Raw genomic sequence first — 12,594 nt, forward strand, 5'->3', positions numbered from 1 at the left:
CAGGGAGGGTGCAAGAAACAGTCAATTTCTGTGCCATCCGGCCGCTCACTGAAATAGCTATACAAATCAACAGCTTAGGTATTTCATAACCTGCCGCTGTGCCTCTTGCTTGTGCCATAAATGGCGCAACACTGCCACTGCTGGCACAATGCAATTTTGTGACGGATGGAGCCAACGTGGCCTTGCTACCTGAGTTAATGTCGTATCTGGAAGGGCTCAGCGAACCGCACATACTGTTTGATAAGCAGTATCGGATCTTGGCTGCCAATCAGGCGTATCGAAGGCAGTTCAGCCCGGCACACAGCGTTGTAGGACGCACCTGTTACGAGGTGTCGCACCATTTCCATGTTCCGTGCGACCAGGCGGGTGAGTCGTGCCCGCTGGCGAGAGCGCGGGAGTCCGGACAGCGCGAGCGGGTAGTGCACCTGCACCATACGCCGCGTGGTGAAGAGTACGTGAACATTGAACTCGTACCCTTGGTGGATGCCGGTGGCGAGCAAGCCTTTTATGTGGAGAAGATGCAAGCCCTCCCGATGGCGCACGGTCGGCCGGTTGCCAAGGGTTTAATTGGTCGCTCCCATGCATTCCAATCCATGCTGGAGCTGGTGGCGAGAGTGGCCCCGTCTATGGCTGCTGTCATTCTCTTAGGCGAGTCCGGAACCGGCAAAGAGTTGGTTGCCCAGGCGCTCCACGACGCCAGTGACCGGGCGCAGAAGCCTTTTGTCGTGGTGGATTGCGCCAGTATTCCGGAGAGCCTGTTCGAGTCGGAGCTGTTCGGGCACGAGCGGGGTGCGTTTACCGGCGCTAACTTCGCGCGCGGCGGGCTTGTGGAAGCCGCAAGCGGAGGGACGCTCTTTCTGGACGAGGCGGGCGATATTCCCCTCACGATGCAAGTCAAGTTGCTGCGGCTTCTGGAGTCCGGGACTTACCGTCGGGTCGGGAGTACAGACCTGCGCCACGCCGATATCCGTGTCGTGTCCGCCACCCACCGGGATTTGCCGGGCATGGTGGCCGGGGGCAGCTTTCGCGAAGATTTGTACTACCGGCTGGCCACTTTCCCCATTCATTTGCCTGCGCTCAGGGAGCGCCGGGACGACATACCTTTGCTGAGTGCAGCACTGCTGACCCGCATTAACCCGAAGCGCAAGCTCGCCATCAGCCCCGACGCAGCGGCGTTTTTGCAGCAACAGCCCTTTTCGGGGAATGTGCGCGAGCTTCGTAATTTGCTGGAGCGTGCATCCATACTGTGTGACGGTGACACGCTGGAGCCCGCGCACTTGTCGCAAAGTGTGAGGGCCGGGGTAAGCGTCTCGCCGGGGCCTACAACGCCAGCGCCGTCCCAGCCCTTGCGGGCTGCTGAGATCGATGCGTTCAAACAACTCGTCCAATCGCACACCGGTACCCGCGCCGCGCTCGCCCGCAGTTTGGGAATAAGCACCCGTTCTCTGTACCGCAAATTGAAAGAGCTGGGCATGTCCTGATGGATACCGTGCCATACTGAATCGGCAAGCGGACCGCACGCCGTGGTCCGGCAAATGGAGCTCCACCATGCTGAAACTCGCTCTCGCCCGCCATGGCATTTCTCGTGTCCTGCTGCTGGGCTTGCTGACCACGGTGCTGGGTGCCCGGGCTGAAACCTACAGCTTTGCGGTGGTGCCGCAGTTCCCGGTGGTCGAGGTTTTCCGGACCTGAAGACCTGTGCTGGATGCGCTTGAGGCGGAGACCGGCCACAAGTTCGAGCTGAAAACCTCGGACACCATTCCGAAGTTTGAGGCCTCGTTCATGGCCGCCGAGCCCGACTTCGCGTACATGAACCCTTACCACGCGGTCATGGCGCGCCGCGGTGCAGGCTACATCCCCCTGGTGCGCAGCAAAGATTCTTTGTCCGGCATTCTGGTCGTGCGCAGCGACAGCGCCATTCGTGAGCTGGCAGAGCTGCGGGGCAGCACCATTGCTTACCCGGCTCCCAACGCTTTCGGTGCGTCGCTCTACATGCGCGCGCTGCTGGGTGAGCGCTTCAAAATTCCTACCGAGGCCACGTATGTGCAAACGCACGTCAATGCCTACCGCGCCGTCATCCGCAACGACAACCCGGCGGCAGGCGGCATCCGCTCGACCCTGGAGCGCGAGCCCGCCGAGGTCCGCGACAAACTGCGGGTGCTGTACGAGACCCCGGCCACCGCATCGCACCCTGTGGCGGCGCACCCTCGGGTCAGTGCCGCAACCCGCACTGCCGTGCGCGCGGCCTTGCTGAAGCTGGCCAAAACCGAAGCGGGCAACAAAATGCTGGACGCAGTGTCCCTGGATGGCGTGGTCGAGGCCGACTACGCCAAGGACTACGCGCCCCTGGAGGCGCTACGCCTCGAACGGTTTGTGGTGCAGCCCAAGTAAGCCGAGCGCCGCGACAGCATGGCTCCTCACCCGCCCACGAAAAAACCGCTTGCAAAGGCACCGTGGTCCCTGCTGGCGCAGGTGTCCTGGTTGACGATTGCGGTCACCTTGCTCTCCATGCTGGCGTACGGGTTGTGGTTCGAATCGCGCATTGCGCGTACCAACCTTGAAGCTGCGCAAAACCAGGCCCGCACCTTGGCTGCCACGGTGGCCACCGCCGCGGAGCGCGCGGTCATTGCCCGTGACAGTGGCGAATTGGAAACTCTGCTTATCAACATGCGCAACGCTCCGCATCTGGTGCAACTGGCGGTGTTGGACCCCCTCGGTAAGCCACGCGCGGTGGTCGATGTGTCTGCAGACCGGGAGCCGCGCTTGAACTTTGAACTCGGGACCCAGACACCGCCTGCGGTGGCGGCCGTGGACTTGCGCTTGATCGGCAGCGATGACAGCGGCCGCATTGAGGTGTGGGCACCGATCCAGGTCGGCACGCTGGTGGGCTGGACGCGCATTACCCTGGATAGGCGCGGCGAGGCAGACGCCCGTGCACTGGTGCGGCAGCAGACCGTGGTGTCCGCGCTGCTCACTGCCGCCGTGACGGTGCTGGCCTTGTTTGTTTTCTTGCGGACACGATTGCGCCCTGTGGCGCAGTGTGCTGCCTTTGCGGAAGGCATTGCCAGGAACTTCGGTGCGACCCTGGCGGTGCCGGCGCGCAGCCGCGAGGTGGCGATGCTCCAGAGCTCGCTCAACGAAGCCTCACTGCAGTTAGAGCAGCAATACCACGACATCGTAGAACGCAACGAGCGTCTGGACGCGATCTTCTCCCTCAGCTCCGATGGCTTGGTGGTGTTCGGCGCTGACGGCGTGCTGGCCTATGCCAACCCCGCCATGGTGGCCCTGGCCGGCATGGCCGTGTTCACCGGCCAAACCAAGGCGGACTTTGACGCGGGGTGGGAGCACCAATGCGAGTGTCCGCAAGACTACAGGGCGGCCAACGCCACCAACACCGACACCGTGACCGAGATACTGACGGTCCGGCCGGTGCGTCGCCTCTTGCGGCGCGAGCACCGGGTCAACCAGCGCGGGCAGATGGTGCTCTATTTCCGGGACATCACGGCCGAGTCGGATGTAGCTCGCATGAAGAGCGAGTTTTTGACCACCGCAGCCCATGAGCTGCGCACGCCCATGGTGAGCGTGTTCGGCTTTGTGGAGCTGTTGCTCAACCGCAAGTACCCCGAGGAAACCCAGCGCAACATGCTGCAGGTCATCCATCGCCAGTCGAAGCTGCTCATCAGCATGGTGACTGAACTGCTGGACCTCGCCCGCATCGAGGCCCGCGCGGGTAAAGACTTTGAACTGGCTGTGCAGCCGCTGGCAGGGCTGATAGAAGAAACCTGCGCTGCCATCTCCTTCCCGGAGGGGACCCACACGCTGGCGCTTGAGCTACCGCCGGCAGATTTGCTGGCGGAATTCGATGCCGCCAAAATGCGTCAGGCGCTGGGCAATGTGGTGGCCAACGCCGTGAAGTACTCGCCCCAGGGCGGGCTGGTGCAGGTCATGGTGCTATGCCTTCCCGCACAAGGCGGCGTGCGCGAAGCCGGTATTGCGGTGCGGGACCACGGCATCGGCATGACGCCCGAGCAGTGTGCCCATGCGTTTGAGCGTTTTTACCGCGCGGATGCGTCGGGCAACATCCCCGGCACCGGCTTGGGCCTCTCGTTGGTGAAAGAAATTGTGGAACTGCATGCCGGCCGGGTGGAGCTGCAAAGCAGCCCCGGCGCCGGCACCACCGTCACGCTGTGGCTGCCGCTCAAAGACTAGCGTGCCGGTTCAGTGGCCGGCCTCCGGTGCGTCGGTTTCTGTGTTCAGGTCCGCAGCGGAAAGCCCCAGCGTTTGTGTCATCCAGCAGCAGGCACCGGTAATAGCCCAGAACGCGAAAAAGCTCAGGCTGTAGGTGCCTGCGTCGCTCAGGTGCAGGTTGTGCCCGAACCAGCGCAGATCGTGCGGGTCGAACAGCCCGAAAATCAAGAGTTCCATGGCAGCGGCTCCCAGAAAAGCGGGCCAGACGATTTGCATCCAGGTTTTTTGCATGGCGGCTCCTTAGCGGGGGACGATGAAGATCGATTTTTCGACCACGCGGGCTGCGCCCTGCCGGGTACCGATCTCAAAGGTGAACGGGTGTGACCCCGGTGGCAAGGCGTCGTAGGGAACCTGCACCCGCACCGCGACCCAGCGCGACTCGGTAGAGGCCACCGGCACCGACGGGGTATCCATCTCCACGCTGACCCCGTTCAGGCCACTGGCGGAGATCACAAAGTCCTGGTCCTGCTCCATCACGTTCATGATTTGCAGGCGGTACACGTTTTCAATTTTGCCGCCGGCGGCAATCCGGGCGAGTGCACCGCGGTCCCGCACCACATCGACTTTGAACGGGTCGCGCAGCGCCAGGCTCACGCCCATGGCCACCATGACTGCCAGCAAGATACCGCTGTAAATCAGCACCCGCGGACGCAGCACATGGCGCAAGGTTTGCGCAGAAGTCCAGTGCTGGTTCACTGCGTTTTCGGTGGAGTATTTGACGAGGCCACGGGCGTAGCCCACCTTGTCCATCACCGAGTCACACACATCGGCGCAAGCGCCGCAGCCGATGCACTCGTACTGCAAGCCCTTGCGGATATCGATACCGGTGGGGCAGACCTGCACGCACAAGCTGCAGTCCACACACGAACCCAGGTTCAAGGCGGCAGGGTCTGCTTTTTTGCTGCGCGGGCCACGGGGCTCGCCGCGGTCCCGGTCGTAGGTCACGATCAGGGTGTCCTTGTCAAACATGGCGCTCTGGAATCGGGCATACGGGCACATGTATTTGCACACCTGCTCACGCATGTGGCCCGCAAAGCCATAGGTCGCAAAGGCATAAAAGAAGATCCAGAAAATTTCCCAGGCGCCCAGCGTCCAGCCGGCCACCGCGCTGCTCAGCGCGTGAATCGGCGTGAAGTAGCCCACAAAGGTAAACCCGGTCCAGAGCGCCAATGCCACCCACATGGCTTGTTTGGCGGACTTCCTCCAGAGCTTGTCCCAGCTCCAGGGAGCCGCGTCGCGTCGCATACGGGCCGAGCGGTCACCCTCGGCCAGTTTCTCCAGCCAGAGAAAAATCTCGGTGTACACCGTTTGCGGGCAGGCATAGCCGCACCACAAACGGCCGGCCACGGCGGTAAACAGAAACAGGGAAAAAGCAGAAATCACCAGCAGGCCGGTGAGGTAAATGAAGTCTTGCGGATACAGCACCAGGTTGAAGATGTAAAAGCGCCGCGCGCCCAGATCAAACAACACTGCCTGGCGTTGCCCCCATTCCAACCACGGGGTGAAATAGAACACCAGCTGGGTGATGAACACAATTGCCCAGCGCCACTTGGCGAAATATCCCGTGACGCTGCGCGGATAGATCTTTTTGTGGGCCTGGTACAGGGCGACCATTTCCGCATCGGCACCCGGCGGCGGCTCGATGGGGCTGCGATCCGGGTTCGGTGCGATCGGGATCACTTTGTGCGGTCTGTCAGACGGAGTGCTCATAAACATACTCTCAAGTGAAATGCGGAATTCCGACGCTCATGGTAGGGGTATGTAATTTTCTTTTGATGATCTAGGTCAAGAATCGGCGCGCTTTATGCCGAAAACCGGGGTTTCGTGAGTCGCAGACCTCCGCGTCGACTGCGTTGAATTTCCTTTTTTTGTTCCATCCGCTCCTTGTGAGCGATACCTTCATTGCGAAAGTGCTTGCATACCCTATGGGGTATTAAATATACTATGCGGGGTATCAAGGAAAACTCATGACACACACCGCACTCCACCTCCGCTCCACTTTCCGCCCCGGGACCATCGCGCTGGCTTCCCTCGTCGGTATCGCTCTGGCCTGGTCGGCCGTCGGCCCGGTGCGGGCGCAAGGGGCCTCTGCGCCAGTGCCCACGGCGACAGTGGGAGTCAAACAGGCCGCTGCCGCCAGTTATCTGGATGGGGTTATTCAGCCGGTCAAGCAAAGCACGGTGTCGGCCCAAGCGTCCGGGCGCATTGCCAGCTTTCTGGTGAAGGCGGGCGACAAGGTCCGGGCCGGTCAACTGATTGCCACCATTGACGACCGCGAGGCCGCAGTCGGGCAGCAGCGCAGCCAGGCCCAGATGGACCAGGCGGAGGCCGATCTGCGCAACGCCAAAGCCCACTTTGAGCGCACCCGGGACCTGCAGACCAAGGGCTTTATCAGCCGTGCGGCCCTGGATACGGCCGATGCCCAGCTCAAAAGCGCCCAGGCGCAACGCGACCAGGCCAACGCAGCCACCCGGCAGACCAGCCTGGCCCAAAGCTACACCCGCGTGACCGCTCCCTTTGACGGTTGGGTGCTCCAGACCGATGCGCAAGCCGGTGACCTGGCCGTGCCCGGCAAAGCCCTGGCGGTGATTTACGCACCCTTGCCCCTCCGTGCGGTGGTGCAAGTACCGGCCTCCCGTAGCAGCCAGCTTGGCCAGGCCGCGGACGTGCAAGTGCAAGCCGGCGACGCAGACACCGGTCCCTGGGTCACACCGACGTCTAAAAGCTTGATTCCGTCGTCCGACCCGGTGTCCCAAACCATCGAATGGCGGCTGGACCTGCCTGCCGCCCAGAGCACCGGTTGGGTGCCCGGCCAGCAGGTGCGTGTGCGCTTGGGCACCCCCAAGGGCGCAGACCGCACCGCCCTGGCTGTGCCGGAGCAGGCCATTGTTCGCCGGGGGGAGTTGACGGCGGTGTATGTGCAGGTCGGCCCCCAATTCAGCCTGCGCGCCGTGCGCTTGGGGGAAAAGCTGGGCGCGGAGGGCACGGTGGTGCTTGCAGGGCTCAAGTCCGGTGACGTGGTGGCGCTCGACCCGGTCCGCGCTGCACAACCCGCAACCCGTTGATCTGCACCCGCACCCACGAGGCCGTCATGAACGACAACCACTCTCCCCACACCCTGCTTGGCGCATCCGGGCGCATGGCAGCAGCCTTCCAAGCCAACGCGCTCACGCCGCTGCTGGCCTTGGTTGCTTTGTTGCTCGGCCTGTTTGCCGTGCTCGTGACTCCCCGTGAAGAGGAGCCGCAGATCAACGTCACCATGGCCAATGTGCTGATCCCATTCCCCGGGGCCAGCAGCGCCGATGTGCAAAACATGGTGGCCAAACCTGCCGAGCAGGTACTGGGCCAAATCGCCGGTATTGAGCACACCTACTCGGTGTCCCGCCCCGGCGTGGCCGTGCTCACGGTGCAGTTCAAGGTCGGTGTGCCCCGCACCGAGGCGCTGGTGCGCCTGTACGACGTGCTCAATGCCAACCAGGACTGGCTGCCCCGCGACTTGGGCACGCTCACGCCCATCGTCAAACCCAAAGGTATTGACGATGTGCCGGTGGTCGGCATCACCTTGTGGAGCCCCGAGGGCACCCCAGCCAGCGAACTGGAAGCGGTGGCCCACACGCTCGAAGGCGAGCTCAAGTCGGTGCCCGGGGTGCGCGAAGTCAGCACCATCGGCGCACCCGGCCGGTCTATCCAGATCGACCTCGACCCGACCCGTATGCGCGAGCGCGGCGTGGACCTGTTGAGCCTGCAAAAAACCATTGCTGCGGCCAACTTCGGCATGCCGGCCGGCGCCGTGCTGGAGCCCGGTGCGGGCAAAACAGGCACCCGGATGCTGAACGTGCAAGCCGGCGAGTTCCTGCGCAGTGCCGACGATGTGGCCGACATGGTGGTGGGTGTAAGCCAGGGCAAACCTGTCTTCTTGCGTGAAGTGGCCCGCATCAGCACCGGCGCTAAACAGGCGGGCAGTTACGTGTGGTTTGCGCAGGGGGCCGCACATGCGGCGACCTCCGGCGAAGCCAACGCATCTGCCGGCCAAGCGCTGCCCGCCGTGACTCTGCAAATCACCAAAAAACCCGGCGAAAACGCGGTGGACGTGTCCCGCGCCGTGGGTGAGCGCTTGAAGGCATTGCAAAACACCGTGATCCCCGGCGACATGCAGGCCACCGTGACCCGCGACTATGGCGAAACCGCTGCCGAAAAAGCCAACAAGCTGATCCAGAAGCTCGCCTTTGCCACGGGCTCCGTCATTCTGCTGGTGGGCTTTGCGCTGGGTCGCCGCGAGGCACTGATTGTGGGCGCTGCCGTGATCCTGACGCTCACCGCCACGCTGTTTGCGAGCTGGGCCTGGGGCTTCACGCTCAACCGCGTGTCGCTGTTCGCCCTGATTTTCTCTATCGGCATTCTGGTGGACGATGCGATTGTGGTGGTGGAAAACATCCACCGCCATCAGCAACTCACGCCCCATGACGCGCTCAAGGACATCATTCCCCGCGCGGTGGACGAGGTGGGTGGCCCCACGATTCTGGCCACACTGACCGTGATTGCGGCTCTGCTGCCCATGGCCTTTGTGTCCGGCCTCATGGGCCCGTACATGAGCCCCATTCCCATCAACTCCAGCCTCGGCATGGCGATCTCGCTCGCCATTGCTTTCACGGTCACGCCCTGGTTGGCGCTCAAGTTCATGCGCGAGCACAGCGGCAGCCACGCCGGCCATGCCCCTGTTGCCCAACAGCCCGGCAAGGTGCAGCGTATTTTTGACCGCCTGTTGATGCCCCTGCTGCAAAGCGCCCGCAAGCGCTGGTATTTGCTGGGGGGCATTGTGGGTGCCTTGTTGATCTCGGTCAGTCTGACCCTGGTGCCCGGTTCCATGTTGGGGGTGGTGCTCAAGATGCTGCCCTTTGACAACAAGAGCGAGTTCCAGGTGGTAGTGGACATGCCCGCCGGCACCCCGCTGGAGGACACGGCCGCCGCCCTGCAAGACTTGAGTGCGTATCTGGCTCAGCAGCCCGAGGTGCTCAACCTGCAAGGCTACGCCGGTACCGCCTCGCCCATCACCTTCAACGGCCTGGTGCGGCAGTACTACCTGCGTGCCGATGCCGAGCAAGGCGACCTGCAGGTGAACTTGGTCGACAAAAAGCACCGCAGTGAGAAGAGCCACGCTATTGCCCAGCGCATGCGCCCCGCGCTGGAAGACATTGGCGCAAAACACGGCGCCCGCATCAAGGTGGTGGAAGTGCCACCCGGCCCGCCCGTCATGTCGCCTTTGGTGGCTGAAGTCTATGGCCCCGACGAAGCCGGCCGCCAGGCGCTGGCCGCCGAGATTGCCCGCTCGTTTGACGCGACCGACGACATCGTGGGTGTCGACACCAGCCTGCGTGAAGACGCGCCGCGCGCCTTCCTCAAAGTGCGCCGCCAACGCGCGGAGTCGCTGGGCATCCCTGTGGCCGCCATCGCGCAAACGGTGTCGGGCGCGCTCAGCGGGGCGGACGCGGCTTACCTGCACGACGGTCAAAGCAAGTACCCCGTGCCGGTGCGCCTGCAATTGCCCCTTGAGAGCCAGGTGGGGCTGGAGCGCATTTTGGGCCTGTCGCTGCGCGCCGCCAACGGGCAACTGGTGCCGCTCTCCGAGCTGGTGACGGTGGAGCGCGGAATCATCGACAAGCCCTTGTTTACCAAAGACCTGCAGGGCGTGAGCTATGTGTTCGGCGACATGGCCGGCAAGCTCGACTCGCCTCTGTATGGCTTGGCTGCCATTCGCAGCACCATGGACAAAGCCGCCAAAGAAAGCGATGCCAAGGTAGGCGAATACTGGATTCACCAGCCCACCGACACCTACCGTGGCTATGCCCTCAAGTGGGATGGCGAGTCGCAAATCACCTACGACACCTTCCGTGACATGGGCGCCGCCTATGGGGTGGGCCTCATCCTTATCTACCTGTTGGTGGTGGCGCAGTTCAAGAGCTACCTCACCCCACTGGTCATCATGGCGCCCATTCCGCTCACCATCATCGGGGTGATGCCCGGTCACGCCCTGCTGAACGCGCAGTTCACGGCCACCAGCATGATCGGCATGATCGCGCTGGCCGGCATCATCGTGCGCAACTCCATCCTGCTGGTGGACTTTATTGAGCTGCAGGTGCGCCAAGGCATGGCCTTCCAAACAGCGGTGCTGCAGTCGGCCGCCGTGCGGGCGCAACCCATTGCGCTCACCGGTGTGGCCGCCATGATCGGCGCCTTCTTTATCTTGGACGACCCCATCTTCAACGGCCTGGCCGTGTCGCTCATCTTCGGCATTCTGGTGTCCACCCTGCTCACGTTGGTGGTGATACCGGTCTTGTATTACGCGCTGTACCGGCGCCGTATGGAGTCGCGCGAAGACGCGACCCTGTCAGGTACGTAAACCCCATCCCCTAGGAGACAAAACCATGGCCCATATCGTTATTGTTGGTGCAGGCATAGGCGGCATGCCCGCTGCGTACGAAATCCGCGAGCTGCTCGGCAAAGAGCATCGCATTACGGTGGTTAACAACACCGACTACTTCCAGTTTGTGCCCAGCAATCCGTGGATCGCGGTCGGCTGGCGCCAGCGTGAAGACATCACCCTGCCCATCGCGCCCTACCTCACCCGCAAGGGCATTGGCTTCATCCCCAAAGGTGTGGAAAAAATCGACGCTGATGCCAACCAGCTCACGCTGGCGGGCGGCGAAACGCTGGCCTACGACTACTTGGTCATCACCACCGGTCCCAAGCTTTCGTTCAGCGAAGTGCCCGGTGCCGGCCCTGCCGCCCACGGTGGCGGCGGCTTTACCCACTCGGTGTGTAGCGTGGACCACGCGCAGGCCTTCTGGGCCGACTACGAGAACTTCCTCAAAAACCCCGGCCCCCTCGTTATCGGCGCTATGCCGGGGGCCAGCTGTTTTGGCCCGGCTTACGAGTTTGCGTTCATCTTGGACACCGACCTGCGCCGCCGCAAGCTGCGCCACCTGGTGCCCATTACCTATGTGAGCAGCGAGCCCTACATCGGTCACCTGGGCCTGGGCGGTGTGGGCGACAGCAAGTCCATGCTGGAGTCCGAAATGCGCAACCGCGACATGAAGTGGATCACCAACGCCAAGACCACCAAGGTCGAAGAAGGCAAGATGTTTGTGACCCAGCTCGACGATTTGGGCAACGTCTACAAAGAGCACGAGCTCAGCTTCAAGCTGTCGATGATGTTGCCCGCCTTCAAGGGGGTAGATGCCGTGGCGGCGGTGCCCAATTTGTGCAACCCCCGTGGTTTTGTGCTCATCGACGAGTACCAGCGCAGCAAGGCCTACAAAAACATCTACTCCGCAGGCGTGTGTGTCGCCATTCCGCCGGTGGAAGTGACCCCTGTGCCCACCGGCACGCCCAAGACCGGCTACATGATCGAGAGCATGGTGGGCGCCATTGCCCACAACCTGGCCGACGACATCAACGGCGGCCCCGCCAACGCCAAAGGCACCTGGAACGCCATCTGTCTGGCTGACATGGGTGACACCGGCGCGGCCTTTGTGGCGCTGCCGCAGATTCCGCCGCGCAACGTCAACTGGTTCAAAAAAGGCAAGTGGGTGCACCTGGCCAAGATAGCGTTTGAAAAGTACTTCATGCGCAAAATCAAAAAAGGCAACTCCGAGCCGGTGTACGAGAAATACGTGCTCAAGGCGCTGGGCATCGCCCGCCTAGCCGACACCCACAAACCCTGATCCTCGTTTTCATTCACCTACTGGAGAACACCATGACCGTCGCACGCTACATCCACCTCTTTGCAGGCACCTTCATCCTCTTGTCGCTGGCGCTGGGCGTGCAAGGGAGCCCGATCTTTGTGTCGCAGTGGTGGCTGGCTTTTACCGCCTTTGTGGGGGCCAACTTGTTCCAGTTCGGCATAACCGATGTGTGCCCCATGGGCTGGGTGCTCAAGAAGCTGGGCGTGCCCGAGTCCAAGGTGGCTTGCAGCCGCTGAAGGCAAAGCCCCGTGAATGCGCAGGTGCCGCACTCCGAAGACAATACCCCCCAGACTATTCCGGAGGTTTGTATGAAGAGTGCATTGAACGATGAGTCCGCCCGCACCGATGTGTTGAACCGCCTGCGCCGCGCCGAAGGGCAGCTGCGTGGCATTCAGCGCATGGTGGAGGAGGGTGAGGACTGCATGAAGATCGGCCAGCAATTCTCCGCCGTGCGCAAGGCGCTCGACAGCACCTACCTGCGCATGACACTGTGTTTTCTGGAGCAAGAGCTCCAAACCCGCATGCCCGCCGATGCCGCCCGCAAAGACGACATGGACGGCATGTTCAAAGACCTTGAAACCATGCTGGCGCGCATGCGCTAGCA

The 12,594-nt window shown here is 62.5% G+C and carries 11 protein-coding genes; 9 read left to right on the forward strand and 2 right to left on the reverse strand.

Going from position 1 to position 12,594, the window contains the following annotated elements:
- Window positions 1-197: 197 nt before the first annotated feature.
- From QZW03_RS10130 to QZW03_RS10145, 4 genes are all read left to right on the forward strand, one after another.
- Complete coding sequence (locus QZW03_RS10130) at window positions 198-1,481, forward strand: sigma-54-dependent Fis family transcriptional regulator (protein WP_296510076.1); 1,284 nt, start codon at window positions 198-200, stop codon at window positions 1,479-1,481.
- 67 nt (window positions 1,482-1,548) lie between these two features.
- Entirely contained in the window at window positions 1,549-1,692 is a 144-nt protein-coding gene (locus QZW03_RS10135) for a hypothetical protein (protein ID WP_296509886.1), read from the forward strand.
- Window positions 1,693-1,698: 6 nt separating this feature from the next.
- Window positions 1,699-2,391: a phosphate/phosphite/phosphonate ABC transporter substrate-binding protein gene (locus QZW03_RS10140; RefSeq protein WP_296509887.1), complete on the forward strand. Its 693-nt coding sequence runs from the start codon at window positions 1,699-1,701 to the stop codon at window positions 2,389-2,391.
- Window positions 2,392-2,409: 18 nt separating this feature from the next.
- Window positions 2,410-4,209 carry a HAMP domain-containing sensor histidine kinase gene (locus tag QZW03_RS10145; protein ID WP_296509888.1) on the forward strand — a complete coding sequence of 600 codons (1,800 nt, stop codon included), beginning with the start codon at window positions 2,410-2,412 and terminating at the stop codon, window positions 4,207-4,209.
- Window positions 4,210-4,218: 9 nt separating this feature from the next.
- Here the strand turns inward: QZW03_RS10145 and QZW03_RS10150 are convergent, their stop codons facing one another.
- Together QZW03_RS10150 and ccoG are read right to left on the reverse strand one after the other, a co-directional pair.
- The gene (locus QZW03_RS10150) at window positions 4,219-4,479 is read right to left on the reverse strand and encodes a hypothetical protein (RefSeq protein ID WP_296509889.1); all 261 of its coding nucleotides are present in this window, start codon (window positions 4,477-4,479) and stop codon (window positions 4,219-4,221) included.
- A 9-nt stretch (window positions 4,480-4,488) separates the two neighbouring features.
- On the reverse strand, window positions 4,489-5,958 hold the full coding sequence (ccoG, locus tag QZW03_RS10155; protein WP_296509890.1) for a cytochrome c oxidase accessory protein CcoG: 1,470 nt from the start codon (window positions 5,956-5,958) through the stop codon (window positions 4,489-4,491).
- 257 nt (window positions 5,959-6,215) lie between these two features.
- Here ccoG and QZW03_RS10160 point away from each other — a divergent pair, with 257 nt between their 5' ends.
- The 5 genes from QZW03_RS10160 to QZW03_RS10180 all read left to right on the forward strand — a co-directional run bounded on the left by QZW03_RS10160 (window position 6,216) and on the right by QZW03_RS10180 (window position 12,592).
- Window positions 6,216-7,313, forward strand: coding sequence for an efflux RND transporter periplasmic adaptor subunit (locus QZW03_RS10160; RefSeq protein ID WP_296509891.1), 1,098 nt, complete (start codon window positions 6,216-6,218; stop codon window positions 7,311-7,313).
- 26 nt (window positions 7,314-7,339) lie between these two features.
- On the forward strand, window positions 7,340-10,645 hold the full coding sequence (locus tag QZW03_RS10165; protein ID WP_296509892.1) for an efflux RND transporter permease subunit: 3,306 nt from the start codon (window positions 7,340-7,342) through the stop codon (window positions 10,643-10,645).
- 25 nt (window positions 10,646-10,670) lie between these two features.
- Complete coding sequence (locus tag QZW03_RS10170; RefSeq protein ID WP_296509893.1) at window positions 10,671-11,969, forward strand: FAD/NAD(P)-binding oxidoreductase; 1,299 nt, start codon at window positions 10,671-10,673, stop codon at window positions 11,967-11,969.
- Window positions 11,970-12,001: 32 nt separating this feature from the next.
- Entirely contained in the window at window positions 12,002-12,226 is a 225-nt protein-coding gene (locus tag QZW03_RS10175; RefSeq protein ID WP_296509894.1) for a DUF2892 domain-containing protein, read from the forward strand.
- 72 nt (window positions 12,227-12,298) lie between these two features.
- Window positions 12,299-12,592, forward strand: coding sequence for a metal-sensing transcriptional repressor (locus tag QZW03_RS10180; RefSeq protein WP_296509895.1), 294 nt, complete (start codon window positions 12,299-12,301; stop codon window positions 12,590-12,592).
- Window positions 12,593-12,594 lie beyond the last annotated feature (2 nt).

This window comes from Rhodoferax sp., assembly GCF_013297935.1.
Classification (GTDB): domain Bacteria; phylum Pseudomonadota; class Gammaproteobacteria; order Burkholderiales; family Burkholderiaceae_C; genus Allorhodoferax.